This is a genomic window from Mycolicibacterium vulneris (genome assembly GCF_002104765.1).
In the GTDB taxonomy this organism is placed as follows: Bacteria; Actinomycetota; Actinomycetes; order Mycobacteriales; family Mycobacteriaceae; genus Mycobacterium; species Mycobacterium vulneris.
Window position 1 is genome coordinate 298,545 of sequence record NZ_NCXM01000001.1, and the last position, 26,889, is coordinate 325,433.

General features: G+C 68.5%; 25 protein-coding genes. 12 read left to right on the plus strand and 13 right to left on the minus strand.

What is annotated here, in order from left to right; genetic code table 11:
* Positions 1-3: 3 nt before the first annotated feature.
* The 4 genes from B8W69_RS01450 to thiO are packed head-to-tail and all read right to left on the minus strand — an operon-like array spanning position 4 to position 2,788.
* Positions 4-771 (minus strand): SGNH/GDSL hydrolase family protein, encoded by a 768-nt coding sequence (locus B8W69_RS01450; protein ID WP_085288170.1) that lies wholly within the window; start codon positions 769-771, stop codon positions 4-6.
* A complete protein-coding gene (locus B8W69_RS01455) occupies positions 768-1,526 on the minus strand; it encodes a thiazole synthase (protein WP_085288171.1) in 759 nt (252 codons plus the stop codon). Before B8W69_RS01455 ends, B8W69_RS01450 begins: the two co-directional genes overlap by 4 nt.
* The gene (gene thiS, locus B8W69_RS01460) at positions 1,519-1,716 is read right to left on the minus strand and encodes a sulfur carrier protein ThiS (RefSeq protein WP_085288172.1); all 198 of its coding nucleotides are present in this window, start codon (positions 1,714-1,716) and stop codon (positions 1,519-1,521) included. Before thiS ends, B8W69_RS01455 begins: the two co-directional genes overlap by 8 nt.
* Positions 1,717-1,765: 49 nt before the next feature.
* Positions 1,766-2,788, minus strand: coding sequence for a glycine oxidase ThiO (gene thiO, locus B8W69_RS01465; RefSeq protein WP_085288330.1), 1,023 nt, complete (start codon positions 2,786-2,788; stop codon positions 1,766-1,768).
* A 175-nt stretch (positions 2,789-2,963) separates the two neighbouring features.
* On the opposite strand from thiO, the gene thiE reads away from it, so the two are divergent.
* The gene (gene thiE / locus B8W69_RS01470; protein WP_085288173.1) at positions 2,964-3,650 is read left to right on the plus strand and encodes a thiamine phosphate synthase; all 687 of its coding nucleotides are present in this window, start codon (positions 2,964-2,966) and stop codon (positions 3,648-3,650) included.
* On the opposite strand, the gene B8W69_RS01475 is transcribed toward thiE, so the two are convergent.
* On the minus strand, positions 3,622-4,254 hold the full coding sequence (locus B8W69_RS01475; RefSeq protein ID WP_085288174.1) for an NUDIX hydrolase: 633 nt from the start codon (positions 4,252-4,254) through the stop codon (positions 3,622-3,624). The genes thiE and B8W69_RS01475 overlap by 29 nt on opposite strands.
* Before the next feature lie 140 nt (positions 4,255-4,394).
* Here B8W69_RS01475 and glnX point away from each other — a divergent pair, with 140 nt between their 5' ends.
* From glnX to B8W69_RS01490, 3 genes are read left to right on the plus strand one after another with little or no spacing between them, the layout of a single operon-like run.
* Positions 4,395-5,714 carry a protein kinase G-activating protein GlnX gene (glnX, locus tag B8W69_RS01480; protein WP_085288175.1) on the plus strand — a complete coding sequence of 440 codons (1,320 nt, stop codon included), beginning with the start codon at positions 4,395-4,397 and terminating at the stop codon, positions 5,712-5,714.
* Positions 5,714-6,691 carry a glutamate ABC transporter substrate-binding protein gene (locus B8W69_RS01485; RefSeq protein ID WP_085288176.1) on the plus strand — a complete coding sequence of 326 codons (978 nt, stop codon included), beginning with the start codon at positions 5,714-5,716 and terminating at the stop codon, positions 6,689-6,691. The genes glnX and B8W69_RS01485 overlap by 1 nt, the downstream gene beginning before the upstream one ends.
* On the plus strand, positions 6,691-8,976 hold the full coding sequence (locus B8W69_RS01490) for a serine/threonine-protein kinase PknG (protein ID WP_085288177.1): 2,286 nt from the start codon (positions 6,691-6,693) through the stop codon (positions 8,974-8,976). The genes B8W69_RS01485 and B8W69_RS01490 overlap by 1 nt, the downstream gene beginning before the upstream one ends.
* A 122-nt stretch (positions 8,977-9,098) precedes the next feature.
* Here B8W69_RS01490 and B8W69_RS01495 read toward each other — a convergent pair whose 3' ends face one another.
* Positions 9,099-9,956, minus strand: coding sequence for an endonuclease domain-containing protein (locus tag B8W69_RS01495; RefSeq protein ID WP_085288331.1), 858 nt, complete (start codon positions 9,954-9,956; stop codon positions 9,099-9,101).
* Positions 9,957-10,050: 94 nt separating this feature from the next.
* Here B8W69_RS01495 and B8W69_RS01500 point away from each other — a divergent pair, with 94 nt between their 5' ends.
* Together B8W69_RS01500 and B8W69_RS01505 are read left to right on the plus strand one after the other, a co-directional pair.
* Positions 10,051-11,367: a DUF1800 domain-containing protein gene (locus B8W69_RS01500; protein WP_085288178.1), complete on the plus strand. Its 1,317-nt coding sequence runs from the start codon at positions 10,051-10,053 to the stop codon at positions 11,365-11,367.
* Positions 11,368-11,378: 11 nt separating this feature from the next.
* Positions 11,379-12,563 (plus strand): DUF1501 domain-containing protein, encoded by a 1,185-nt coding sequence (locus B8W69_RS01505; protein WP_085288179.1) that lies wholly within the window; start codon positions 11,379-11,381, stop codon positions 12,561-12,563.
* On the opposite strand, the gene B8W69_RS01510 is transcribed toward B8W69_RS01505, so the two are convergent.
* Genes B8W69_RS01510 through fgd form a run of 3 tightly spaced genes read right to left on the minus strand, consistent with a single transcriptional unit; the run spans position 12,552 to position 16,820 of the window.
* Positions 12,552-13,715 carry an acetate kinase gene (locus B8W69_RS01510; RefSeq protein WP_085288180.1) on the minus strand — a complete coding sequence of 388 codons (1,164 nt, stop codon included), beginning with the start codon at positions 13,713-13,715 and terminating at the stop codon, positions 12,552-12,554. The genes B8W69_RS01505 and B8W69_RS01510 overlap by 12 nt on opposite strands.
* A gap of 2 nt (positions 13,716-13,717) precedes the next feature.
* Positions 13,718-15,784 (minus strand): phosphate acetyltransferase, encoded by a 2,067-nt coding sequence (gene pta, locus B8W69_RS01515; RefSeq protein WP_085288181.1) that lies wholly within the window; start codon positions 15,782-15,784, stop codon positions 13,718-13,720.
* Between the two features lie 25 nt (positions 15,785-15,809).
* Positions 15,810-16,820, minus strand: a complete 1,011-nt coding sequence (gene fgd, locus B8W69_RS01520; protein ID WP_085288183.1) for a glucose-6-phosphate dehydrogenase (coenzyme-F420) — start codon at positions 16,818-16,820, stop codon at positions 15,810-15,812.
* Between the two features lie 97 nt (positions 16,821-16,917).
* On the opposite strand from fgd, the gene B8W69_RS01525 reads away from it, so the two are divergent.
* The gene (locus tag B8W69_RS01525) at positions 16,918-17,664 is read left to right on the plus strand and encodes an MBL fold metallo-hydrolase (RefSeq protein ID WP_085288184.1); all 747 of its coding nucleotides are present in this window, start codon (positions 16,918-16,920) and stop codon (positions 17,662-17,664) included.
* A 186-nt stretch (positions 17,665-17,850) separates the two neighbouring features.
* On the opposite strand, the gene B8W69_RS01530 is transcribed toward B8W69_RS01525, so the two are convergent.
* From B8W69_RS01530 to B8W69_RS01540, 3 genes are read right to left on the minus strand one after another with little or no spacing between them, the layout of a single operon-like run.
* Positions 17,851-18,354, minus strand: a complete 504-nt coding sequence (locus tag B8W69_RS01530; protein WP_085288332.1) for a GNAT family N-acetyltransferase — start codon at positions 18,352-18,354, stop codon at positions 17,851-17,853.
* A gap of 6 nt (positions 18,355-18,360) precedes the next feature.
* Complete coding sequence (locus B8W69_RS01535; RefSeq protein WP_085288185.1) at positions 18,361-19,242, minus strand: class I SAM-dependent methyltransferase; 882 nt, start codon at positions 19,240-19,242, stop codon at positions 18,361-18,363.
* A 7-nt stretch (positions 19,243-19,249) separates the two neighbouring features.
* A complete protein-coding gene (locus tag B8W69_RS01540; RefSeq protein ID WP_085288187.1) occupies positions 19,250-19,621 on the minus strand; it encodes a DUF3054 domain-containing protein in 372 nt (123 codons plus the stop codon).
* A 135-nt stretch (positions 19,622-19,756) separates the two neighbouring features.
* On the opposite strand from B8W69_RS01540, the gene B8W69_RS01545 reads away from it, so the two are divergent.
* The 5 genes from B8W69_RS01545 to B8W69_RS01565 all read left to right on the plus strand — a co-directional run bounded on the left by B8W69_RS01545 (position 19,757) and on the right by B8W69_RS01565 (position 25,661).
* Positions 19,757-20,953, plus strand: a complete 1,197-nt coding sequence (locus B8W69_RS01545; protein WP_085288188.1) for an acyl-CoA dehydrogenase family protein — start codon at positions 19,757-19,759, stop codon at positions 20,951-20,953.
* 13 nt (positions 20,954-20,966) lie between these two features.
* The gene (locus B8W69_RS01550; protein ID WP_085288190.1) at positions 20,967-22,115 is read left to right on the plus strand and encodes an acyl-CoA dehydrogenase family protein; all 1,149 of its coding nucleotides are present in this window, start codon (positions 20,967-20,969) and stop codon (positions 22,113-22,115) included.
* Between the two features lie 7 nt (positions 22,116-22,122).
* Positions 22,123-22,785, plus strand: a complete 663-nt coding sequence (locus tag B8W69_RS01555; RefSeq protein ID WP_085288191.1) for a TetR/AcrR family transcriptional regulator — start codon at positions 22,123-22,125, stop codon at positions 22,783-22,785.
* A 5-nt stretch (positions 22,786-22,790) separates the two neighbouring features.
* On the plus strand, positions 22,791-23,411 hold the full coding sequence (locus tag B8W69_RS01560; RefSeq protein ID WP_085288193.1) for a hypothetical protein: 621 nt from the start codon (positions 22,791-22,793) through the stop codon (positions 23,409-23,411).
* Positions 23,412-24,281: 870 nt separating this feature from the next.
* Positions 24,282-25,661, plus strand: a complete 1,380-nt coding sequence (locus B8W69_RS01565) for a type II NADH:quinone oxidoreductase NdhA (protein WP_085288194.1) — start codon at positions 24,282-24,284, stop codon at positions 25,659-25,661.
* Here the strand turns inward: B8W69_RS01565 and B8W69_RS01570 are convergent.
* The gene (locus B8W69_RS01570; protein ID WP_085288195.1) at positions 25,658-26,884 is read right to left on the minus strand and encodes an O-succinylhomoserine sulfhydrylase; all 1,227 of its coding nucleotides are present in this window, start codon (positions 26,882-26,884) and stop codon (positions 25,658-25,660) included. The two genes, B8W69_RS01565 and B8W69_RS01570, sit on opposite strands and share 4 nt — an antisense overlap.
* Between the last annotated feature and the right edge of the window lie 5 nt (positions 26,885-26,889).

Sequence of the window (26,889 nt, forward strand, 5' to 3'; positions counted from 1 at the left end):
CGTCTACAGCTGAGCCGCAATCAGATCCGCCACCGCGCGCATCCCGGCTGCGTTCGGGTGTAGGGGAGCGGTACGTCCCGGCAGCGGCACACCGAATCGGGCCGGCAGCGTCGTCCAGGGTTCGGCCGACCATGCGTGATGTTCGCGACTCGCCGCGCCGGCGCGGATGATTTCGCAACCGGTCGCCGCGGCGGCGTCGGCCGTCATCGTTTGCAGCGTGGCGGCCACGTGCCGGCCCAGGTCGGCATCGGAGGGCGACAGCGGCTCCGCCGGCACGCCCGGCGGCGGCAGCATCGTCAGGTAGTCGACGAAGAAAATCCGTGCCCGGGTGGATCGCTGACGCAACGCGTGCCCAACCGCGCACAGCGATTCAAACACCGCGTCCAGGGCGCGATCTCGCGCGTCGCGATCCAGCAGGTCGGCGATGCGATCCCCCAGCAACGGCACGTGACGCAGCGGACGCGGCAGTGCCGCGGCCATCAACAGTGGAACGTAGCCGACATCGTTGCCGCCGATGGTCACCGTGATCAGGCTCTCGGAGCCGTCCAGCGCGGCGATCTGCAGTGGTGCGCCGCGTTGGCGCTCAACAAGCACGTGCGCGGTGGTCGCGCCGGAGAAGGTGACGTCGACCAGGTCGTGCTGGTAGCGCTGCGCGATCAGGTGCGCGTAGTTGCGCGCCGATCGGCCCGACCACCGCGGAGCCCCCGCGGCGCGGGGCCGGATGCCCGGACCTGCTGCCATCGAACTACCCAACGCGACATAACGACTCATCGCTGTGGGCTCGACGCCTGCGCCCAGAACCGCTTCGGGATCCGTCCGGCGCGCCGGGCCAGATACCCGGCGGTTACGGCCGCGGACATCGCGGCGGCCATCGCGGCCGGGTCGGCGGCCCTGGTCACCGCGGTGGCCAACAGCACGGCGTCGCAACCCAATTCCATCGCTAGCGCGGCGTCGCTGGCGGTCCCGATGCCGGCGTCGAGCACCACCGGAACGCCGGCCCGGGCGACGATCATCTCGATGTTGTGTGGATTGGTGATGCCGAGGCCGGTGCCGATCGGCGAGCCCAGCGGCATGACCGCCGCGCATCCGGCGTCCTCGAGCCGGCGCGCCAGCACCGGATCGTCGTTGGTGTAGGGCAGCACGACGAACCCGTCATCGACCAATTGCTCTGCGGCTCGCACCAATTCGACGGCGTCGGGAAGCAGCGTGCGTTCGTCGGCGATCACCTCGAGCTTGATCCAGTTGGTGTTCAGCGCCTCACGCGCCAGCTGGGCGGTGAGCACCGCTTCGGACGCGCCGCGGCATCCCGCGGTGTTGGGCAGCGGCGTGATGCCCAGCCGGTTGAGCAGATCGAGCAGGCCGGTGCCGCCCTCGGCATCGACCCGGCGGATGGCAACGGTGGTCAGTTCGGTGCCCGAGGCAACCAGCGCCTCCTCGAGCACCGCGAGGTTGCTCGCTCCCCCGGTCCCCATGATGAGCCGCGACGCGAAGCTGCGGTCGCCAATCGTCAGTTTTGACTCAGCCACCTTGCACCGCCGTCACTATCTCGAGCCGGGCGCCGTCGGAAAGTTCTGTGGCCCAACGGGATCGCGGTATCACCGCGTCGTCCATCGCCACCGCGACGCCGCGGTCCGGAAAACCCAGGGAATCCAGCAGCGCGGCGACCGTGGTGTGCGCGTCGACGTCGACCTTTTGTTCATTGACCACGACGATCATTGGCGCCGCTCCTTCTCATCGCTTCGCTGAAGCATCGTCGCAGCGCGGATCATTGGTGTGCTCCCACCGGGGCAAGTTCGGAAACGATCTGCTCTGCCGTCCAGGGCGCCAACAGGAATCCCGACCGGCCGTGGCCGGCGGCGACCAGCGTCCGCGCGTCCAGGCGGTGCACCAGCGGCAGATTATCGGGAGTCATCGGGCGCAGCCCGGCGGCGCACTCGGCCAGCTCGTATTCGCCCAGCGCCGGCAGCACCGCGCACGCGTCGTCGAGCAGGTCACGCACCCCCGACACGACCGGGGCGGTGTCGCGCCCGTGTTCGTATTGGGTGGCCCCGACCACCACCCCGTCGGCACGCGGCACCAGATACACCTGCCGTCCGTGCACGCGAGCGCGAACAACCCGCTGCGGCAACGGCATACAACCCTTGCGCCATCGCAAGCGCAGCACTTCGCCCTTCACCGGCCGCACCGGCAGGCCGGGCCACAGCGCCGGCGCGTCGATGCCGTTGGCGATCACCACCGCGTCGGCCTCGACGCCCGACAGGTCGCGCACCGGCGGCGCCCACGCCACCCCGAGGCGCTCGCACTCCGCGCCGAGCGCCTCCACCACCGCGCGGTTGTCCACGGCCAGTTCGGTGGGCGCCCGAAAGCCGTGCCGGATGCCCTGCGCCAGCAGGGGTTCGATGTCGCGGGCGGCCGATTCCCAGACCACCGGATGCCCCTGGGCGGACAACCACTCGGCGACCGTGCGCAGGTCTTCGACATCGGCGCGGTCGACGGCCACCACCAGCGACTCGCGCGCGGTGACCACCTCGGCCGGCAGCCCGTCCAGGAAGCCGCCCTCGCGCCACAGCCGCAGCGATTCCAGGCCCAGCCGCAACAACCGCTCTTCGCCGGGCCAGCCCTCGCTGTGCGGCGCCAGCATTCCGCCGGCGACCCACGACGCGCCCTTGTGGTCGCCGCGGTGCACCCGCACCGACCACCCGGCCTGCGCGGCCCGGCGCGCCACCGCGAGCCCGATGACGCCGCCGCCGATGACGGCCAGCGACCCCAGCGGGGGTCCCGAGGGCATCCCGGTCATTGTCGAGCCTCCCTTCGCCGGCATGACCCGGATCAGGTGTGACGGTAAGGGCAGGTCCGGATGGGTCCGGCTGTGCCCACTCTCAGCCCCGCAGTCACTCGACTACCCGGGACTCCCGTGTCTAGTAGTTCTCTTCGGCTCCACGCTAGCGCGCTAGCGTCTCGGTGTGCAGCGTCCCTTTGGTAGACGACTTTCCGTTCTGGCCACCGCGCGGTTGTACCTGTGCACCGACGCGCGCCGTGAGCGCGGCGATTTGGCCGAGTTCGCCGACGCCGCCCTGGCCGGCGGCGTGGACATCATCCAGCTGCGCGACAAGGGATCGGCCGGTGAGCAGCGGTTCGGCCCGCTCGAGGCGCGCGAGGAGCTGGCGGCGTGCCAGATCCTGGCCGACGCGGCCCGCCGGCACGGCGCCTTGTTCGCCGTCAACGACCGCGCCGACATCGCTCGCGCGGCCGGCGCCGACGTGCTGCACCTCGGGCAGGGCGACCTGCCGCCCGCCGTCGCCCGCGACATCGCCGGGCCGGACGTGCTGCTTGGGCTGTCCAGCCACGACCGCGAGCAGGCCGCCGCCGCGGCAGCGCTCGGCGAAGCGGACTACTTCTGCGTCGGGCCGTGCTGGCCCACGCCCACCAAACCGGGCCGCCAGGCGCCGGGCCTGGGACTGGTGCGGGCCGCCGCCGAGTTCGGAACCGACAAGCCGTGGTTCGCGATCGGCGGCATCGACGAGCAGCGGCTGCCCGAGGTGCTCGACGCCGGCGCCCGGCGCATCGTGGTGGTGCGGGCGATCACCGCGGCCGCCGACCCGCGGGCCGCGGCGCAGCGGCTCAGCTCGGCGCTGGCAGCAGCGAGCTGATCCGGCGGGTCAGCTGCGAGGGCTCTTGGCCTGCGTCACCGGGCATGCACCAGACGAAGACGCCGGCCTCGATCTCGATCGTGCGCGGCAGGTATTGCCGTCGCTCGTCGCCGTGGTCCAGCGGCAGCACCGCCGGCGCGGCCCGCAGCCGCTGCCAGCTGGCCGCGAAGCCGGGGTGCAGCGGCAGGTCGGACACCTCCGTTTCGGCGACCCAGCGCATCTCGGCGCTTTCCCGATTGGGCACGGTGTGTAGCAACTCATCGGCGTCGGCGACGACGGTGGTGTAGCTCCAGTGCGTGCCGGCGATCCCGGCGACCTCGGCTGTGACCACGGTGGCGCGCACCGCGAGCCGCTCACCGACCAGCCCGGCCTCTTCGTTCGCTTCGCGGACCGCGGTCTCCTCCGGCGTTTCGTGGCTGTCCCGGGCACCGCCGGGCAGCCCCCACGTCCCGCCCTGGTGACTCCACACCGCGCGATGCTGCAGCAGCACCGCGGGGGTGCCGTCGGGTTGCGGGGCCCGCAGCAGCAAACCCGCCGCTCCGAAGCGGCCCCAGTAATGGGCGCCGCCGTCGGAGATCACCCAACCGTCACCGTCGCCCTGCACGGATTCAGGATATGCAGACTTGGTTTGGGCGCCGTCAATTGCGTCCGCCTCCACCCATCCACCCGAGCATGCTCTTAGACTTCGCTTATAGAGGTCCGTGCAGCGAAACGAAATGGCCGAGAGATGAGGGCTGATAAGACGTGACGGTTGAGCTCGCGCACCCGTCGACCGAGCCGCAGGGATCGCGGTCACCGGCCGAACCGGCTCATCCACGCTGGTGGTTCATCTCGACGACGCCGGGCCGCATCTTGACCATCGGGATCGTGCTGGCCGCGCTCGGCGGGATAAGCGCTTTCGCCACCTCGACCACCATCAACCACCGGCAGCAGGTGCTCACCACCGTGCTCAACCACACCGAGCCGCTGTCGTTCGCCGCCGGCCGGCTCTACACCACGCTGTCGGTCGCCGATGCCGCCGCGGCCACCGCGTTCATCGCCGAGGCCGAGCCGCAGCCGGTTCGCCAGCGCTACGAGCAGGCGATCACCGACGCGTCCGTCGCGGTGACCCGTGCCTCGAGCGGCCTCACCGACGAGCCGCTGGTGCAGCTGCTGGGCCGGATCAACGCCGAGCTGGCCGTCTACACCGGGCTCATCGAAATCGCCCGGACCAACAACCGGGAGGGCAACCCGGTCGGGTCGTCGTACCTGTCGGAGGCGTCGGGGTTGATGCAATCGACGATCCTGCCCGACGCGGCCAAGTTGTATCAGGCGACGTCGGAGCGGGTGGACGCAGAGACCACCGCGTCAACGCAGATCCCGGCGCCGGTCATCACGGTGGTCGGCGCCACCGTGATCTTCGGCGCGTTCTCACACCGCTGGCTGGCGCGGCGCACGCGGCGCCGAATCAACCCAGGCCTGGTGGTGGGTGCACTCGCTATTCTCGTCATGGTGGTTTGGGTTGGAACTGCGCTGACCATTTCTACGGCGGCCAGTCGTAGCGCGAAGGACACTGCCGCGGAATCCCTCAAGACCGTCACCAACGTCGCGATCACCGCCCAGCAGGCGCGCGCCGACGAGACGCTGTCATTGATCCGTCGCGGCGACGAGGAGAAGCGCAAGCAGTCGTTCTATCAGCGCCTCGATTCCATGCACCGCCAGCTCGACCAGTACATGTCGCGCAGCGACGCCGTGGACAAGCCGGACCTGGAAGGCGCCGATCAGCTGCTGCTGCGCTGGCGGCAGGCCAACGATCGGATCACCTCGTACATCTCGGTCGGTAACTACCGGGCCGCCACCCAGGTGGCGCTGGGCAGCAGCGAAGACGACTCCACCCCGGCGTTCGACAAGCTGGAAGACGAGCTGGTCAAGGCCATGGACCAAGGCCGCATCCACCTGCGCAACGACGTCATCAACGCGCGCAGCGGGCTGTCCGGAGCCCAGGTGGGTGGCGTGGTGCTCAGCCTGGGCGCCGCGATCGCGGTGGCGCTGGGCCTGTGGCCGAGGCTGAAAGAGTATCGATAATGATCCGCCTGCCCCTGCTTCGCCGGGTCTGCGCCGTGGCCGCCGCCGCGATGGTGCTGGCGGGTTGCGGACACACTGAATCGCTGCAGGTGGCCAGCGTGCCGACGTTGCCGCCGCCGACACCGGTCGGCATGGAGCAGCTGCCGCCCCAGCCGCCGCTGCCGCCCGACGGCCCGAACCAGAATTGCGATCTGACGGCTAGCCTGCGGCCCTTCGCCACCAAGGCGGAGGCGGACGCCGCGGTCGCCGACATCCGGGCCCGGGGCAGGTTGATCGTCGGGCTCGACATCGGCAGCAACCTGTTCAGCTTCCGCGATCCGATCACCGGTGAGATCAGCGGTTTCGACGTCGACATCGCCGGCGAGATCGCGCGCGACATCTTCGGGGCGCCGTCCCACGTCGAATACCGGATCCTGTCGTCGGACGAACGGGTCACCGCGCTGCAGCGCTCCGAGGTCGACGTCGTGGTCAAGACCATGACCATCACCTGCGACCGGCGCAAGCAGGTCAACTTCTCGACCGTCTACCTCGACGCCAACCAGCGCATCCTGGCCCCGCGCGACTCGTCGATCGTCAAGGTCGCCGACCTGTCCGGCAAGCGGGTCTGCGTGGCCAAGGGCACGACTTCGCTGCACCGCATCCTGCAGATCGACCCGCCACCGGTGGTGGTGTCGGTAGTCAACTGGGCCGACTGCCTGGTGGCGATGCAGCAGCGCGAGATCGACGCGGTCAGCACGGATGATTCGATCCTGGCCGGGCTGGTCGAAGAGGACCCCTACCTGCACATCGTCGGGCCGAACATGGCCACCCAGCCCTACGGCATCGGGGTCAATCTGAACAACACCGGATTGGTGCGGTTCGTCAACGGAACCCTGGAACGGATCCGCCGCGACGGCACGTGGAATACGTTGTACCGCAAGTGGTTGACGGTGCTGGGGCCCGCGCCGGCCCCGCCCATACCGAGGTATCTGGATTGATGGCCGAGCCGGATAAGCAATCCGAGCAGCCGGAATCCGGCTCGGAAGACGTGGCCCCGGGCACCCAGCCGGCCGACGTCCAGACCGGCGGCGCGGCGACCGGGCGGCTGCAGGCCACCCAGGCGCTGTTCCGTCCCGACTTCGACGACGACGATGACGATGACTTTCCGCACATCTCGCTGGGAGCTCTAGACACCGATTCGCAGGACCGCATGACGTCGGCGACGCGATCGCTGCCGGCGGTCCGGCAGCTCGGCGGCGGCCTGGTCGAGATCCCGCGCGGACGGGACATCGATCCACGCGAAGCCCTGATGACCAATCCCGTGGTGCCGGAGTCTAAGCGCTTTTGCTGGAACTGCGGAAAACCCGTCGGGCGGTCCAGCAAGAAGGCCAAGGGCACATCGGAGGGTTGGTGCCCGTCCTGTGGCAGCCCGTATTCGTTCCTGCCGCAACTCAATCCGGGCGATATCGTCGCCAATCAGTACGAGGTCAAGGGCTGCATCGCGCACGGCGGCCTGGGCTGGGTGTATCTGGCGGTCGACCACAACGTCAACGACCGGCCGGTGGTGCTCAAGGGCTTGGTGCACTCCGGCGACGCCGAGGCGCAGGCGATCGCGATGGCCGAACGACAGTTTTTGGCCGAGGTGGTCCACCCGCAGATCGTGCAGATCTTCAACTTCGTCGAGCACGTCGACCAGCACGGAAATCCGGTCGGCCTCATCGTCATGGAGTACGTCGGCGGTCAGCCGCTCAGGCACGGGAAGGGTGAGAAGCTACCTGTCGCAGAGGCCGTCGCCTATCTGCTGGAGATCCTGCCCGCGCTGAGCTATCTGCACTCCATCGGCCTGGTCTACAACGACCTGAAGCCGGAGAACATCATGCTCACCGAAGAGCAGCTCAAGCTGATCGACCTGGGCGCGGTGTCGCGGATCAATTCGTTCGGATACCTGTATGGCACACCTGGTTTCCAGGCGCCCGAGATTGTGCGGACCGGCCCGACGGTCGCCACCGACATCTACACGGTGGGCCGTACGCTGGCCGCGCTCACGCTGAACCTGCAAACGCGCAACGGCCGCTACGTCGACGGCCTGCCCGAGCACGACCCGGTGTTGACCACCTACGACTCCTTCCGCCGGTTGTTGCGCCGCGCCACCGACCCCGACCCGCGGCGCCGGTTCGGCAGCACCGAGGAGATGTCCGCCCAGTTGATGGGTGTGCTGCGCGAGGTTGTCGCCCACGACAGCGGGGTGCCGCGGCCCGGGCTGTCGACCATCTTCAGCCCCAGCCGCTCGACGTTCGGGGTGGACCTGCTGGTCGCCCACACCGACGTGTACCTGGACGGTCAGGTCCACTCGGAGAAGCTGACCGCCCGCGAAATCGTTACCGCACTGCAGGTTCCGCTGGTCGATCCGGCCGATGTCGCCGCTCCCGTGCTGCAGGCGACCGTGTTGTCCCAGCCGGTGCAAACGCTGGACTCGCTGCGCGCGGCCCGGCACGGGACGCTGGACGCCGACGGGGTCGAGGTGTCCGAGTCGGTGGAGTTGCCGCTGATGGAGGTCCGCGCGCTGCTGGATCTCGGCGATGTGGCCAAGGCCACCCGCAAGCTCGACGACCTGGCCGAGCGGGTCGGCTGGCAATGGCGATTGGTGTGGTACAAGGCCGTCGCCGAGCTGCTCACCGGCGACTACGATTCGGCCACAATGCATTTCGTCGAAGTGCTGGACACGTTCCCCGGCGAACTGGCGCCCAAGCTGGCGCTGGCCGCTACCGCCGAACTGGCCGGCGACGTCGACGACCACAGGTTCTACGAGACGGTGTGGAAGACCAACGACGGCGTGATCTCTGCCGCGTTCGGGTTGGCCAGGACGCTGTCCGCCCAAGGGGATCGGGCCGCCGCGGTGCGCACGCTGGACGAGGTGCCGGCCACCTCCCGGCACTTCACCACCGCCCGGCTGACCAGCGCGGTGACGCTGCTGTCCGGCCGGACCAAGAGCGAGATCACCGAAGAGGACATCCGTGACGCGGCCCGGCGGGTGGAGGCGCTGCCGCCCACCGAGCCCCGCGTGCTGCAGATCCGCGCGCTGGTGCTGGGCTGTGCGATGGACTGGCTGGAAGACAACAAGGCGAGCACCAACCACATCCTCGGATTCCCCTTCACCGAACACGGTTTGCGGCTGGGCGTCGAGGCGTCGCTGCGCAATCTGGCCCGCGTCGCCCCGACCCAGCGGCACCGCTACGCGCTGGTCGACATGGCGAACCGGGTCCGGCCCACCAGTACGTTCTAGGGTTTCGCGTCTGGGCCCGGCGGCCACCCCGGGGCCTCTTTTTCCGGCGAGTGTGAATTCGCCGGCTTTGAGTGTGAACACCGGGCGGCGACACGCCGACAAACCCCGCCCTGGGTTCACATTCAAAGCCGGGGATTCACAGTCGATTTCGCCAGCGCCGCGCGCACCCGGCGCACGATGCCGGCCGGCCGGTCCTCGGCGACGACCCGGACGACGGTCCAGCCCAACTCCTCGAGCATCTCCATGCGACGAATGTCTTTGACGTATTGCCTTCGGTCGCTGCGATGTTGGTCGCCGTCGTACTCCACCGCGACCATCGACCGCGGCCAACCCAGGTCGAGGTAGGCGACCGGAAGGCCGTCGGCCCCAAACACGGGAATCTGGGTCTGCGGCCGGGGCAGGCCGGCGTCGATGAGAAACAGCCGCAGATAGCTTTCCCGCGGTGACTGCGCGCCAGGGTCGACCAAGTCGAGCGCGGCCTCCAGTCGCCGCAGCCCGGGCGTGCATGGGTGTGCCTTGGTGATCCGCACCACGTCGTCGACCTTGAAACCCGTTGCGCGGGCGAGCGCGTCGAGCCGAACGACCGCCGAGCGGACCGCCCCGCGGCGGCCGATGTCGAACGCCGTTCGCTCCGGTGTGGTGACCGCGAGCCCGTCGCACAGCTGCGTCTCGCCGACACCCAGCGTTTCGCGGCGCGTCAGCACCCCGTCCGGTGGGCGGGTGTTGGTGTGTATCAGCTCGACCGGAACATCGTCGGGGATCCACCGCGCGCCATGCAGCGCCGCCGCGGCCGCTCCCCCGATGACCGCCCTTCGTCCCGACCACAACCACGCCGCGCGGGTGCGCACCCGCAGGGACGGCTCGACGTGCGCGGACACGTAGACGTTCGGAAAAATCGGCCGGTAGGCCGCCCGAAGCCGATGGCGACTCAGCCGGCCGGACGCCAGCTCCTCGCTGCCGATCAGCGGAGCATCTTTCATGCCGCGCAGGGTCGCACGCGTGCGCCGCATCGCGTGCACCTGCATACACAGGCGTCGCAAGGAAATCTCAAGAAGGGTTCGGCATAGTTGATGCATGGCGGGGCAGTCCAGACAGTGGCTGACCACGGCCCGGATGCTGCGCCGGGCCGGGTTCGGGGTGAGCGGACCCGAGGTCGACGCCGCCGTCGGCCGGGACTGGCCCGGCCACGTGGACGCGATGCTGGCCACCGATCCCGACGCCGACCCCGGCGCGGTCGCGACGCCGATGCCCGCACTGGCCCCGCCGAGCCCGCCGGGCAAGCGCGCCACGCCCGCCGCGCGCAAGCAGTACAACCAGCAGGTCACCGAACAGCTGGGCGAGCTGTCGGATTGGTGGATACGTCGCATGGTCGACGTACGGCAGCCACTACACGAAAAGCTGACCCTGTTGTGGCACAACCACTTCGCCACGTCGGCGCAGAAGGTGCGAGTCGCTGCGTATATGGCCGCGCAGAACCAGAAACTGCGCGCGGGCTCGCTGGGTGATTTTCGCGCCCTGGCGTATGCGATGCTGACCGATGCCGCGATGCTGCGCTGGCTGGACGCCCAGAGCAGTACCGCCAAGGCGCCCAACGAAAACCTGGCCCGCGAGTTCATGGAGCTGTTCGCGTTGGGACACGGTAACGGCTACACCGAGAGCGACGTGCGCAACGGGGCGCGGGCCCTGACGGGATGGGTGATCGGCGCCGGCGGCAAGACCTCGATGGCCCCCAAACGCCATGACGCGAGCGCCAAGACGCTGTTCGGGCAGAGCCGCGACTTCGACGCCGCCGGCTTCTGCGACACCGTGCTGGCGCAACCCAAGTCGGCCGAATACGTCGCGGGACGGCTGTGGCGGCAACTGGCGTCCGACGATCCGGCGCCGCCACCGGTGCTCGACCGGCTGGTCGCCGCGTACGGCCCCAACCGCGACCTCCGCGGGCTGACAAGGGCGATCCTCACCGACGACGAGTTCACCGGCAGCCGCGCCGCGGTGGTCAACACCCCGGCCGAATGGCTCGTCGGCGTCATCCGGACCCTGCGGGTGCCGGTCAACGACCCCAAGCGCCGGAAGATGATCGATGCGACCTTGCGCACACTGGGTCAGCGCCCGTTCTATCCGCCCAGCGTCGGGGGCTGGCCCAGCGGCCAGGTGTGGCTGTCGACCGCCAGCGCCGGGGCCCGCCTGCGCGCCGCGACCGAACTGGCGCACGCCGGTGACCTTTCCGGCATCGAGGGCACCGCCGCCGATGACCGCGTCGACGCGGTCGGCTATCTGATCGGCGTCGGCTCCTGGTCGGACCGCACCACCCACGCGCTGCGGCCGCTGGTGCGCCAACCGGCGCAGTTGGTCGCGGCCGCCGTCAACACTCCCGAATACCTGACGTCCTAGCGAGATCAGCCATGCCCGAGATGAACCGTCGCCGATTCCTGATCGCCAGCGCGGGCGCCGGCGCAGCCGGCCTGCTTTCCGCAACCGTGGCGGTCAGCTGGCCGGACCTGATGCGCGCGGCACGGGACCGGCCGCTGGCCGACGGCGCGGGCGTCCTGGTGATCGCCACGCTCTACGGCGGCAACGACGGGATCAACACCGTGATCCCCTACGCGGACAACACCTATCACGACGCCCGGCCCGAACTCGCCTACGCCCCGGGCGATGTCCTGCACCTCGATCAGCAACTCGGGCTCAATCCGGCGATGAAGGGACTGGCGGGGCTGTGGAACCAGCGGCGGCTCGCCATCGTGCGCGGCGCGGGCTACCCGAAGCCCGACCACAGCCACTTCCGGTCGATGGACATCTGGCAGACGGCGTCACCGGCCGAGCCGGTGTCGACGGGCTGGATCGGCCGCTGGCTCGACGCCACCGGCGCCGATCCGCTGCGGGCGGTCAACATCGGGGCGGTGCTGCCCCCGCTGGCCGTCGGCGCCAAGTGCACGGCCGCGGCGCTTTCGCCGGGCGGCGGGCCGGGCAAGGCGGAGAAATTCGACGCGGTGATGGCCGCGCTGGGCAACGACGACCCCGACGACACGCCGGCAATGGCCGCGGTGTGCAAGGCCTACCGCGCCGCGCGCACGGCCGACGCTGCCTTCGGATCGGTGAAAACCGCTGCTAAGGAGCACAATTCACTGTCCGTCCAGCTGAGCATGGTTGCCCAGGCCATCAAGGCCCGCGTCCCCACGCAGGTATACACGGTGCAATTGGGCGGCTTCGACACCCACGCGGGCGAGCGCGGGACCCAGCAGCGTCTCCTGCAGACATTCGACGAGGCGGTGACCGCGTTCGTCCGGGAGATGGCCGGCCGCGACGTGGTGCTGCTGGCGTACTCGGAATTCGGGCGCCGGGTGCGAGCCAACGCCTCGCAGGGCACCGACCACGGCACGGCCGGTCCCGTCTTCATCGCGGGCGCTCCGGTCAACGGCGGGTTCTACGGCGAGCAACCCAGCCTCACCGACCTCGACAACGGAGACCTGAAGTACACCATCGACTTTCGTGACATCTACGCCGAGCTGCTGGCGCGAACGGTCGGGACCGATCCCGCGCCCTCGGTCGGCTCCGGACGAAACAGCCTCGGCTTCCTATCCGCCTAGCACGTTCACGCAGTCACGGGCGATGGCCAGCTCTTCGTTCGTCGGGACCACCAGCACGGCGATCGGTGAATCGTCGGCGGAAATGTGGCGCGCACCCTTGCCGCAGCCGAGGTTGCGGCGCTCATCGAGCACGATGCCCAGTTCCTCCATGCCGGCCACCGCGTCGCGGCGTACCGCCGGGTCGTTCTCGCCGATCCCGGCGGTGAAGCTGATGACATCGGTGTGCCCGAGCACCGCCAGGTAGGCGCCGATGTACTTGCGTAACCGATGGGTGAAGACGCTGTACGCCAATTGCGCTGACTCGTCGCCGGATTCGATCATCGTCCGCAGCCGGCGGAAGTCCCGCTCACCTGACAGCCCCAACACCCCGGATCGCTCATTGAGCATGGACTCGACGTCATCGGCTCCCATCTTGGCCCTGTGGCTCAGATAGGCGACGATGCTCGGGTCGATGTCGCCGCTGCGGGTGCCCATCACCAGACCTTCCAGCGGCGTCAAGCCCATCGAGGTGTCCAGCGGCCGCGTACCGGCGATGGCCGAGGCGGAGCAGCCGTTACCCAGGTGCAGCACAATCTGTTTCAGGTCTTTGACCGATCGGTCCAGAAACGCCGCGGCCTGCTCGCTGACGTAGCGGTGCGACGTGCCGTGGAACCCGTACCGGCGGATCTTATACTGCTGCGCCAGGTCGCGATCGATGGCATAGGTCGCCGCCGCGGGCGGCAGGTCGTGGAAGAATCCGGTGTCGAACACCGCGATGTGCGCGATATCGGGCAGCAGTTTTCGCGCGACCTCAATTCCCTTGAGCGCGGCCGGGTTGTGCAGCGGCGCCAACTCCGACAATTCCTGCAGCCTGCCAATCACCGCGTCGTCCAGCAGGGTGGGTTGATAGAAGGTGTTGCCGCCGTGCACCACCCGATGGCCCACCGCGACGATGCCGTTCGCCTGCAGGTCGATACCGTCGTCGGCTAGCGTGTCGAACGCGTGGCGCAGCGCGGCGTCGTGGTCCGGAACCGACGAGGACTCCTCTCCGATCCGCTCGACGAGGCCCGTCGCCCGCGCGGCACCCGAATCCGGTTCGAGTACTTGGTATTTCAGGGATGACGAGCCGCAGTTGATCACCAGTACCAGGCGCGTGTCGCTGCTGTCCGCCACGGCTACCCCTGCGCCTGGATCGCCGTGATGGCCACGGTGTTGACGATGTCTTCGACCAGCGCCCCCCTGGACAGGTCGTTCACCGGCTTGCGAAGGCCCTGCAGCACGGGCCCGATGGCAAGCGCGCCGGCGCTGCGCTGCACCGCCTTGTAAGTGTTGTTGCCGGTGTTGAGGTCGGGGAAGATCAGCACGGTGGCGCGGCCGGCCACGGGCGAGTCGCGCAGTTTGGTCGCCGCGACCGACGGTTCGATCGCGGCGTCGTACTGGATGGGTCCCTCGACCGGCAGGTCGGGGTTGCGCTTCCGCACCAATTCGGTTGCCCTCCTGACCTTGTCGACGTCCGCGCCGGTACCCGACTCGCCGGTCGAGTACGACAGCATCGCCACCCGCGGTTCGATGCCGAACCGCGCGGCGGTGCGCGCCGACGAGATCGCAATGTCAGCCAGCTGCTCGGGCGTCGGGTTCGGGATGATCGCGCAGTCGCCGTACGCCAGCACCCGATCGGGCAGGCACATCAAGAAGATGCTGGACACCGTCGAGACGTCCGGGACAGTCTTGATGATCTCGAACGCGGGCCGAACGGTGTGCGCGGTGGTGTGCGCGGCGCCGGACACCATGCCGTCGACATGGGAGTTGTGCACCAGCATGGTGCCGAAGTACGTGCTGTCGCGCATGACCTCGCGGGCCTGCTCGACGGTGACGCCCTTCGCCTTGCGCAACTCGGCGTACTGGTCGGCGAACTCGTAGCGCAGCCGGCTTTCGCGCGGATCGATCACCGTGGCGTCACTCAGCTCCACCCCGAGTTCTCCCGCACGCTGGCGGATGCGGGCCTCGTCGCCCAGGATGGTCAGGTCGGCGACGCGGCGCTGCAGCACCCGTCCGGCGGACCTCAGGATCCGGTCGTCGTCGCCTTCGGGAAGCACGATGTGCTTGCGATCCGCACGTGCCTGCAGCGTCAGCTGGTGAATGAACATCTGCGGCGTGGTGACGGTGGGAATCGGAATGGCGAGCTGCGCAAGCAGATCGGTGATGTCGACGTAGCGGTCCATCAGCTCCAGCGCGGTGTCGATCTTGCGCAGCGAGGTCGCCGTGACCCTTCCCCGCGCGGACGCCGCCGCGCTGGCGGTGTCGTAGGTGCCCAGTGCGGTGGCGACGATCGGTAGCCGCAGCCGAAGTCCGGCGACCAGGGCGGCGATGGACGGATGCAGCTGAAAATCCCCGTTGAGCACGATGCACGACAACGACGGAAAACCTTCCGCCGCATGGGCACTGGCGACGGCGAGCACCACGTCCGAGCGGTCGCCGGGCGTGATGACCGCCATGCCGTCGCGCAGCCGTTCCAGCACGTGGTCGGCGGTCATCCCGGCGACCAGCACGCCGGTGACCTCGCGTTCGCGCAGCGACTCTTCGCCGCTGACCGGCGTTGCGCCGACCGCCTTTTCCAGCTCGGCCACCGTCGGCGCCGACAGCAGTGGCTCCTCGGGCAGCACGTAGCTGCGCTGGGCGAATCGGCGCAGGGCAGCTGCGATATCGGTCAGCCCGGTCGGATCACATCGGTTGGCCACCACCGCCGCGGTGTGGGCGTGCTGGGCGTCCAGCTCGGCCAGGCAGACATCGATGACGCTGGCGATCTCGGCGGCCGTGCGCCCCTTACCGCTGACCGTCAGCAGCAGGGGCGCACCGAGGTTGACCGCGATGCGCGCGTTGGTGGAAAGTTCCGCGGGCCGCGTCACGTCGGTGTAGTCGCTGCCGACGATCACCACGACGTCGCACGCCTCGGCCACCGCGTGATAGGCGTCGACGATGCCGGCGAGGGCGGCGTCACCGTCGGCGTGCAGCTGTTGATAGGTGACGCCGAGGCACTGCTCATACGACAGGCCCGCGGTGGTCCGCGTCAGGAGCAGTTCCAGGATATAGTCGCGCTCGTCGCCGTCTGAGCGCGTAATGGGCCGGAACACACCGACTTTCGCGACCGTTGCGGTCAACCGGTGCAGCAGTCCGAGCGCGATGGTCGACTTGCCGGTCTCCGGCTCGGGAGCGGCGATGTAGATCGCTGTCACTGAACTGATAGGGCGGAGACCATTCGCCCGCCCCTCAGGCCAGCCGCCGCAGCCGCGGCGCCAGGTCCTTTTCGAAGAGCTCCAAGAACCGGCGTTGGTCGTGACCGGGTGCGTGGAACACCAAGTGGTTGAGGCCCCACTTCACGTACTGACCGACCTTCTCGACGGCCTCGTCGGGATCGGACGCCACGATCCAGCGCTTGGCGACCTGCTCGATCGGCAGCGCGTCGGCCGCCTTCTCCATCTCGATGGGGTCGTGGATGTTGGTCTTCTGCTCGGCCGTCAGCGACAGGGGCGCCCAGAACCGGGTGTTCTCCAGCGCCAGGTCCGGGTCGGTGTCGTAGGAGATTTTGATTTCGATCATCCGGTCGACGTCATCGGGGTTCTTGCCCGCGGCCTCGGCGCCCTCCTTCATGGCGGGCATCAGCTTGTCCTTATACAGCTCCTCGCCCTTGCCGGAGGTGCAGATGAAACCGTCGCCGGCCCGACCCGCGTACTTGGCCATCTGCGGGCCACCCGCGGCGATGTAGATCGGGATGCCGCCCTCGGGCACGTCGTAGATCGAGGCGCCCTTGGTCTTGTAGTACTCGCCCTCGAAGTCGACCCGGTCGCCCAGCCACAGCTCGCGCATCAGCCGCACCGCTTCGCGCAGCCGCGCGTAGCGTTCCTTGAACTCCGGCCACTCGCCCTGGTAGCCGGTGGCGATCTCGTTGAGCGACTCGCCGGTGCCCACGCCGAGGAAGATACGGTCCGGGTAGAGGCAGCCCATCGTGGCGAACGCCTGGGCGATCACGGCGGGGTTGTAGCGGAAGGTCGGGGTGAGCACCGAGGTGCCCAGCACCAGCCTCTTGGTGCGCTCGCCGACGGCGGTCATCCAGGCGAGCGAGAACGGGGCGTGTCCGCCCTCGTGCCGCCAGGGCTGGAAGTGGTCACTGACGGTGGCGCTGTCCATGCCGTGCCCTTCGGCGGCGACAGCGAGTTCTACGAGCTCGCGCGGTGCAAATTGTTCAGCGGACGCTTTGTATCCGAGTTTCAGTTCAGCCACCCGTTCTTTCTACTCCTGTCTTGATGGTCGCGACCCGCCGCGCCCGGGCTGCGCCGCGCTTGCGATCGCTCCTCGCGCCGCTCCTAGACTCGCGGGCATGGGCATGGCGCCGACTCTCGTTCAAGTGACCGACACGGTGTACCTCGCCCAGGGCGAGGCGGTTAACTGGACGCTGGTCGTCGACGGCACCGGCGTGCTGCTGATCGACGCCGGATATCCCGGCGACCGCGAGGACGTGCTGTCGTCGCTGCGGGAGCTGAGCTACGGCCCCGGCGACGTGCGCGCCGTCCTGCTCACCCACGCCCACATCGACCACCTGGGCTCGGCGATCTGGCTCGCCAGCGAATACGGCACTGACGTGTACTGCCATGCCGAGGAGGTGGGCCACGCCAAGCGGGAGTACCTGGAACAGGCGTCGGTTTTCGATGTAGCCCTGCGCATTTGGCGGCCACGCTGGGCGGCCTGGGGTCTGCACGTGTTGCGCAGCGGCGGCCTGATTCGCGCCGGCATCCCGTCCACCCGGCCGCTGACCCCCGAGTTGGCCGCCGGCCTGCCGGGCCACCCCAGTGCGGTGTTCACCCCCGGGCACACCAGCGGGCACTGCTCGTACGTGGTGGACGGCGTGCTGGTCAGCGGCGACGCGCTGATCACCGGGCACCCGCTCCTGCGCCGCGGTGGGCCGCAGCTGCTGCCTGCGGTGTTCAGCCACAGCCAGGAGAATTCGCTGCGCAGTCTGGACGCGCTGGCCCTACTGGACACCGAGGTCTTGTTGCCCGGGCACGGCGACGTGTGGCGCGGCCCCATCCGGGAAGCGACCGCACGCGCCATCTCGCTGGCCCAGTGACATCATCCGGCGGCCACGAGCCGTTCCGGCGAAACCGACTGTGAACTCACGGCTTTGAGTGTGAATCCTTGGTCTTCAGTGTGAACGTATGGCGGGTGTTGTCGGCGTGTCGCCACCAAGAATTCACACTGAAAGTCGACGATTCACACTCAACCGGCCAAGGCGAGCAGGCCGACCTCGGCGATCTCAGATCAGCCACTTCTCGAATGCGATCGGCAGGAACGGGCCCCACGACGGCAGCGGGTCCGGCGCTATCCGGGTATACCCGGTCGCGTCATAGAGCGCCTCGGCCTCGGGCTGCCGATTGCCGGTGATCAGGTAGAGCCGCCGATACCCGCGGGCCAGGGTCTCGGCCTCCAGCGCCGCCAGCAGCGCCCTGGCGTAGCCGCGGCGCCGGTGAGCTCCGTCCGTCCAGATCCGCTTGAGCTCCGCGGTGTCGGCGTCGTAGCGGCGAAACGCGCCGCCGGTCACCGGCACGCCGTCCACGACGCCGATCAGCAGGCCGCCGTCCGGCGGCGCCAGCTCGGCCGCAGGCACGGGCAGCCAGGTCAGGTGGGTGCTCGGCGTGCCACCGTAGCGCTGCGCATACTCGACGGCCAGTTCGGCCAGCAACGGTTGCGCCAGCGGGTCGTCGTGAGTCGCCGGCACGAACTGCAGCTGGTCGTGCGGCGGGCTTGATTCCGGCATCACCAACACTCAAACGCGCGTCGCTGTGACGTATTCCGGGATGAACTCCGAGTCGCCGGGCCCGGTCCGCCGCCGCCTGCCCAGCCCGATCGCACCGAGCAGCTCGGTGATGCTGCGCCCGGCCGTTTCCCAGCCGTTGGACGCCAAATACTCTGGCACGTAATGGTATTCGCCGGGATAGGTCAGGCTGGCCAGGTCGACGTCAAGGCCGCGCTGCCGCCAACCGTCGACGAAGGCGCGTTCGGCCCCGAGCTGCAACGGATTCCAGGTCGGCATGTGATCGGCGGTGAACCGGCTACCCGCTGCGCTTGCCGCGGTGACGCCGTTCAGCAACCGATGGTGCTCGTCGGGTGGTAGGTACCCGACGAGGAGCTGCTCGGCGACCCAGGCCGTCGGCTGGGCGGCGTCGAACCCGACGCGACGCAGCGCCGCGGGCCAATCCTGGTGCAGGTCAACGCCGATTGCACACCGGTGGGTGGACAATCGGGCGTCCAGCCCGCGCAAGACTTCGGATTTGAAGTCGAGCACCTGCGGTTGATCGACCTCATAGACCGTGGTCCCCGGCGGCCACCACAGCCGGTACGGCCGGGTGTCCAGACCCGACGCCAGGATCACCACCTGCCGAATGCCCGTCCGGCCGGCGTCGGCCAGGAATTCGTCGACGAACCGGGTGTGCGCCGCCAGCGTCTCCATCAAAGCCGTCATCACCGGGTCGTCGCCGTCGTCTTCTGCGAACACGTGGTCCTTGATCGCCCGGGTGAGGTAGTCGATCCCGACGGCGCACAACAGCGGCTCGGCGAACGGATCGTTCAGCAGGCCCTTGTTGGTGGCCACCGCCCGCGCGGCCGCTCCGAAGGTTGCGGTCACCGCCACGTCGGCCGTCTGCGTCATGGTCGCCTCAGACGCCGGAGCGACGCCGCAGGGCCAGCCCTGCGGCCACCCGCCAGCCCAGCAACAACAGCGCCGTGACCGTCGTCGCCACGACCACGAAACTCGCCGCCACACCCGCGGAGCTCGCCTTGCGCAACAGCATGCCGACGACCACGGTGGACAACCACACGACGACCCCGGTCGGCACCACGGCGGTCGGCCGCCGCCACCCCCGCGAGATCAGCCAGCCGACCACGGTGCCGGTGAGAAAAGGCCATGCCGTCACGGCGATGCCGGTGACATCGAGGCCTTCGTCGTGGCTGCGGCGCCCCACGGCGCAGAACACCAGCACACCGATGACGTCCACCGCGAGCCAGGCCGGCCGCTGGAGCCTAAGCATGCAGGCAGACTACCGGGACGCGGCGCGATCCTTGACCGCGCAGCCGCGGTGAACCTAGATTCGTCGGGAATGAATGGTCATTCACAGGCGATATGGCGGTGGTGACCGCCGACCCGACGATGGCAGGCTGATCCTATGAGTACTAAGACGCCACCCGCCTTCGACCGCGACGACCCGCTCGGCCTCGACGCCTCGCTATCCAGCGACGAGATCGCGGTACGCGACACCGTGCGGGAATTCTGCGCCGAGCACGTCCTGCCGCACGTCGCGGAGTGGTTCGAAATCGGTGACCTGCCGGTTCGCGAACTGGCCAAGGGATTCGGCCAACTCGGCCTGCTGGGCATGCACCTGGACGGGTACGGCTGCGGCGGCGCCTCCGCCGTGCACTACGGGCTGGCCTGCGTGGAGCTGGAGGCGGCCGACTCCGGCCTGCGCTCGATGGTCTCGGTGCAGGGGTCGCTGGCCATGTTCGCGATCTGGAATTTCGGGTCCGAGGAGCAGAAGCAGGAATGGCTGCCCGGCATGGCCACCGGTGAGCTGCTCGGCTGCTTCGGGCTGACCGAACCTGACGTCGGCTCCGATCCGGCCGCGATGAAAACCCGTGCGCGCCAGGATGGTTCGGACTGGGTGCTCAACGGTCGCAAGTTGTGGATCACCAATGGCTCGGTCGCCGACGTCGCGGTGGTCTGGGCCGCCACCGACGACGGGGACATCCAAGGCATTCGGGGATTCCTAGTGCCCACCAAGACACCGGGGTTTTCCGCCAACACGATTCACCACAAGCTGTCGCTGCGGGCCTCGATCACCAGTGAGCTGGTGCTCGACGACGTGCGGGTCCCCGCCGACGCGATGCTGCCCGAGGCCAAGGGGCTGCGCGGGCCGCTGTCCTGCCTGTCCGAGGCCCGCTACGGAATCATCTGGGGCTCCATGGGGGCGGCCCGATCGGCCTGGCAGGCCGCGCTGGATTACTCGACGCAACGCACCCAGTTCGGCCGCCCCATCGCCGGCTTCCAGCTGACCCAGGCCAAGCTCGTCGACATGGCCGTCGAGCTGCACAAGGGTCAGTTGCTCTCGCTGCACCTGGGTCGCCTGAAGGACAGCGTCGGGTTGCGTCCCGAGCAAGTCAGCTTCGGCAAGCTCAACAACACCCGTGAGGCGATCAAGATCTGCCGGACCGCGCGAACCATACTGGGCGGCAACGGAATATCCCTGGAATACCCCGTCATCCGGCACATGGTCAACCTGGAATCGGTGCTGACGTACGAGGGCACGCCGGAGATGCATCAGCTCGTCCTTGGCCAGGCGTTCACCGGCAGCGACGCCTTCCGCTGACATAGGAGCACCGGTGGCCACACGCCTGCAGTACACGCCCGAGCATCACCAGTTCCGGGACCTGGTACGCGATTTCGTGCAACACACGGTGGTGCCCAATCACGAGAATTGGGAACGGGACGGCCAGTGCGATCGCTCGCTGTTCGTCGAGGCGGGCAAACTCGGGCTGTTGGGCTTCTCGGTGCCCGAGCATCTCGGCGGCCCCGGCGTGTGCGACTTCCGCTACAACGCGATCGTGATCGACGAGCTGCAACGGGCGGGTGCGGCCGCCGAGGCCATCGCCTTCACGCTGCAAAACGACGTGGTGCTGCCCTATCTCACCGATCTGACCACGCCGGAGCAGCAACAGCGCTGGCTGGCCGGCGTGGTCACCGGCGAGACGGTGCTCGCCATCGCGATGACCGAGCCCGGCACCGGCAGCGATCTGGCCGGAATCCGCACGACGGCGGTGCCCGACGGTGACGACTACGTCGTCAACGGCGCCAAGACGTTCATCTCCAACGGACAGATCGGCGACCTCTTCGTCGTCGCGGTGCGAACCTCGCCGGACCGCCACCACGGGCTGTCGCTGCTGGTCGTCGACCCCGCCACGCCCGGCTTCTCCCGCGGCCGCAACCTGGAGAAGATCGGCCTGCACGCCCAGGACACCAGCGAGCTCACCTTCACCGATATGCGGGTGCCGAAGGCCAATCTGCTCGAGGAAGAAGGCAAGGGCTTCTACCAGCTGATGAAAAACCTGCCCCAGGAGCGGCTCGCGCTCGGGGTGGGGGCGGTGGCCGCCGCCGAAGGCATCCTGGCCGAAACCCTCGCCTACGTGCGTGACCGCACGGCGTTCGGCTCACCGATCGCCAGCTTCCAGAACAGTCAATTCGTGCTCGCCGAGCTGGCGACCGAAATCGACATCGCCCGTACCTATCTCGACGACTGCCTGGCCGAACACCTGGAGGGTGAGCTCACCGCCGCTCGCGCCGCCCGGCTGAAGTGGTGGACCACCGATCTGCAGGTGCGCACCGCCGACCGCTGCCTGCAGCTGCACGGCGGATACGGCTACATGCGCGAATACAGCGTGGCGCGGGCCTTCGTCGACGCCCGCATTCAGACCATCTACGGCGGCACCAACGAGATCATGAAGACGATCATCGCCAAGGACCTGGGCATCTGAGGGTGTGATGGTCACCGATTACAGCGAGCTGCCCGTCGAGGAGGCGGTGCGCGCGGCCCGGGCCGGCTCGCGGCGCCGTCAGGTGCTCGACGCCGCGGTCAAGGTGATGGGCCGCAACGGCTTTCACCAGATGTCCATGCAGGATCTCGCCACCGAGGCCAAGGTCAGCGTCGGCCTGATCTACAAGTACTTCGGCCGCAAGGAGGACCTACTGCTCGCAACGATCGTGCGAATCCTGGACGTGTTCCGCGATCAGCTGGCACCGGTGATCTCGGCCGCCGGCGACGACGTCGTCGACCAGTTGACCGCGGGCATGCGCCGTTACATCGAGATCGTCGACGAGAATCTCGACGGCGTTGTGCTGACCTACCGGGAGAGCCGCACCCTCGGGTCGCCGGGACGCACCCAGATCAAGGACCTCGAAATCGCCACCGCCGCACCGCTGCACGCGGTGATCGAGGCCGGCATCGCCCAGGGCGTCTTTCGCCGCGTCGACGTCGACCTCACCGTGTTCGACATCATGCTGCTCGCCCACGGCTGGGCGCTCAAGCACTGGCACTTCGGGCCGATCTACAGCATCGATCGGTACATCGCGCTGCAGACCCGCCACGTGCTGGCCGGGCTGATTGCCGACGAGCGCCGCGCAGAGTACGCGGACGTGCTGAAATAAGGACCATGAGAATCACCGCCCGCCCGATTCGCAGCATGGTCGCGCTGCTGGTCCTGGGTGCCGCCGCCGGGATGCCCGCGGCGGGCGCCGATTCCACGCTGCCCGCGATGACCTCCAGCGGCGCTGGGCCGATCATCGGCGGCGGCTCGACCGACGCGCAGGGAATCTCGCAGCAGCTCTTCAGCTTTGGCAACCCCAACGCGGTCCAGGAGGTGGACGGCTCGGATGCGGTGCAATTCATCACGGCCGCGGCCGGGGCCGCCAACCAGCAGCTCGCGGGTCCCTTCTCGTTGCTGCGCCGGGCGTTGACCTGCCAGACCAACAACGCCGGATTCGGCGCCCGCGCCTATCGGCGCAACGACGGGCAGTGGGGCGGCGCGATGTTGGTCGCGGCCAAGAGCACTACCCCGAACGTCGACAGCCTGGTCGCCTGCGCCAAGACCAACTGGCGCAGGACGGCGGCCGGCGGCGAAGCCGCGATGTGCGACAACGGCTGGACCACCCCCACCTCCTACGAAAGCCGCCGTGGCGAGACCTATTACATCCTGCTCGCCGGTACCGCCGCCGACTTCTGCAGCGACCTGAACGCCAAGTACAAGGGCGACGCCAACGCATGGCCGTTCTAGACCGACCTCAGGTGTCACCGAACGGCCGGTCAAACCGGTTGCCGGGTTGACGGTTTCGCCACGCCGTAGCCACGGCCGATTTAGGCGCCGATTTGAATTCATATCCGGCTGGCGCACATCGCCGCCGAACAGCGCGAAAATAGCGTCCCAATATAGCCGCGCCAACATAGCCGCGCGGGATATTTCCGATCCTGCGCGGCACTAAATGTTGCTGCAATTCCATTCGCGCCGAGTCGATCGCATGCCGTCGGCGATCTCGAAGAGTCCGTTCGACGCATCGGGCCGCGTTATTCGCGAAATCCGTTATCTACGAGTCATTGACCGCGTAAGCTCCTCCACGTCGGGCATCAGACAGTCCTCTCCCAGACGAAGGGGGTTCTTATGTCACGTCGTACCAGCAAAATCGTTCTCGCCTTGGTGCTCGCTTTCGCGGCATCCATGACGTCAGCCTGCGATATTCCGCTGACTATCGACTGCGGGCCGGCGTTGACCTGCACCTAGCCGTGCGGTAACCGAGCGAGCCGCAAGCACAATTCGCGGCTTTTTGCTCGACATAAACCTTCGCATAGCGAAGATCAACAGGTGACCGGCCGGAGCCGTGACACGGGTCGTTGACCCGCCACGACTCCGGCCGGGATCCCGTACCGCACAAGTCATTTCGGGTTGCCTCGGCCCGCGCCCGCGGATTCGCGTCGAGACCCAATTGCTGCCAACCGTTTTCGTCCCCTGGCCCCTTGGTCACCCGTGGTGGCCGGGTCTGGCGCTGCGCTGTCAAGGGGGATGCCTCGCCTTTCTCCCGGGTGGCGTCGTACGGTGGAGATGCGCTGGGAAGATCGACACCCAGGCCCACGCGTGGAGAAGGGGACAGGCATGTCGCGCCATCGTGTCGTCATCATCGGAAGCGGCTTCGGCGGACTGTCCGCGGCCAAGGCGCTCAAACGCGCCGACGTCGACATCACCGTGATCTCGAAAACGACCACTCACGTCTTTCAGCCGCTGCTGTATCAGGTGGCCACCGGGATCCTGTCCGAGGGCGACATCGCGCCGACGACCCGACTCATCCTGCGCCGCCAGCAGAACGTGCGGGTGCTGTGGGGCGACGTCTCGGCCATCGACCTCACCGCGAAGACGGTCAAATCTCACCTGATGGGCATGGAAACCGTGACGCCCTACGACAGCCTGATCGTGGCCGCCGGTGCGCAGCAGTCCTACTTCGGCCACGACGAGTACGCCGCCTTCGCGCCCGGGATGAAGAGCATCGACGACGCCCTGGAGCTGCGGGGCCGCATCCTCGGCGCGTTCGAGGCCGCCGAGGTCGCCACCGATCCGGCCGAGCGCAAACGCCGGCTGACCTTCGTGGTGGTCGGGGCCGGCCCCACCGGCGTCGAGCTGGCGGGCGAGATCGTCCAGCTGGCCGAGCGCACCCTGGCCGGGGCATTCCGGACCATCACCCCCAGCGAATGCCGCGTCATCCTGCTCGACGCGGCGCCCGCGGTGCTACCGCCGATGGGCCCCAAGCTCGGACTGAAGGCGCAACGGCGGCTGGAAAAGATGGGTGTCGACATCCAGCTCAACGCCATGGTGACCGCGGTGGACTACATGGGCATCACGGTCAAGGAGAAGGACGGCGGCGAGCGCCGCATAGAGTGCGCGTGCAAGGTATGGGCGGCGGGGGTGCAAGCCAGCTCACTGGGCGCGATGATCGCCGAACAGTCCGACGGCACCGAAACCGACCGCGCCGGAAGGGTGATCGTCGAGCCCGACCTCACCGTTAAGGGACACCCGTACGTCTTCGTCGTCGGCGACCTGATGTCGGTGCCCGGCGTCCCCGGCATGGCGCAGGGCGCGATCCAGGGCGCCAAATACGCGGCCACCATCATCAAGCAGGCGGCCAAGGGCCAGGACAATCCGGCGGAGCGCAAACCGTTCAAGTACTTCGACAAGGGCAGCATGGCCCTGATCTCGCGCTACAGCGCCGTCGCAAAGGTCGGCAAGCTGGAGTTCGGCGGCTTCATCGCCTGGCTGGCATGGCTGCTGTTGCACCTGTACTACCTGATCGGCCACCGCAACCGCATCGCCGCGATGTTCGCCTGGGGCCTCTCGTTCCTGGGCCGCACCCGCGGCCAGATGGCCATAACCAGCCAGATGATCTATGCCCGGCCGGTGGTGGACTGGCTGGAGCGGCAGGCACAGGACGGGACACTGGCGGCAGCCGAGCGCGTCGACTCGGTCGAGAAACAGGCCGGCTAGTTCAAGGCACGGTCGATGTCGGCGATCAGGTCGTCGGTGCCCTCCAGCCCGACGGAGATGCGGACCACGCCGTCGCCGAGCCCGATCGCCGCGCGACCCTCCGGACCCATCGCCCGGTGCGTGGTGGTCGCGGGATGCGTGACAAGGGATTTGGCGTCGCCGAGATTGTTCGAGATGTCGATCAGCTGCAACTTGTCCAGCACCTCGAAGGCACGCCCCTTGGCCGCGCTGTCCGGGCAGTCGAGCGCGAAGGTGATCACCGTTCCCCCACCGGACATCTGGCGCTTGGCCAGGTCGTATTGCGGGTGCGAGGACAGGTACGGGTAGCGGACCCAGCTCACCGCAGGATGGCCCTCCAGGAATTCGGCGATCCGGAAGGCCGAGGAATTGCTGTGCTCCACCCGAACCGCCAGCGTCTCCAGCCCCTTCACCAGCACCCAGGCATTGAACGCACTCATCGCCGGGCCGGTGTGCCGCATCAGCTTCTGCACGGGGCCGTCGATGTACTCCTTGTCGCCCAGAATCGCCCCGCCGAGCACCCGGCCCTGACCGTCGATGTGCTTGGTGCCGGAGTACACCACCACGTCGACCCCGAGCGGCATGCCCTGCTGCAGCAGCGGCGTGGCAAAAACGTTGTCCAACACCACTTTTGCGCCCGCGGCGTGGGCAAGCTCGCACACCGCGGCGATGTCCACCAGCGACTGCATCGGATTCGACGGCGTCTCGAAGAACACCGCCGTTGTCGGCACCGACAACGCCTGCTCCCACTGGGCCAGGTCGTCGCCATCGACGAAGACGGTTTCGACACCCCAGCGCGGCAGGATCTCGCTGCACACCACGAAGCACGAGCCGAAGAGGCTGCGCGAGGCGACCAGCCGGTCCCCCGCGCCCAGCAACGCACCCAACGAGGTGAACACCGCCGCCATGCCGCTCGCGGTGGCGAAGGCCGCCGGCGCCCCTTCGAGCAGGCGCAGCCGCTCCTCGAACATCGTCACGGTCGGGTTGCCGTAGCGCGAGTAGACGAAGTGGTCCACGTCGCCGGTGAACGACTGCTCGGCGATGGCCGCCGACTCGTAGACGAAGCCCGACGTGAGATACATCGCCTCGGCGGTCTCGTCGAATCCCGAACGCAACAGCCCGCCGCGCACTCCGAGGGTCGCCTGGCTGACTCCCTCGGGCAGCGCCGCGGGCGTGCGAACGGAGTCGCCGTCGGCTGGGGTCATCGCCG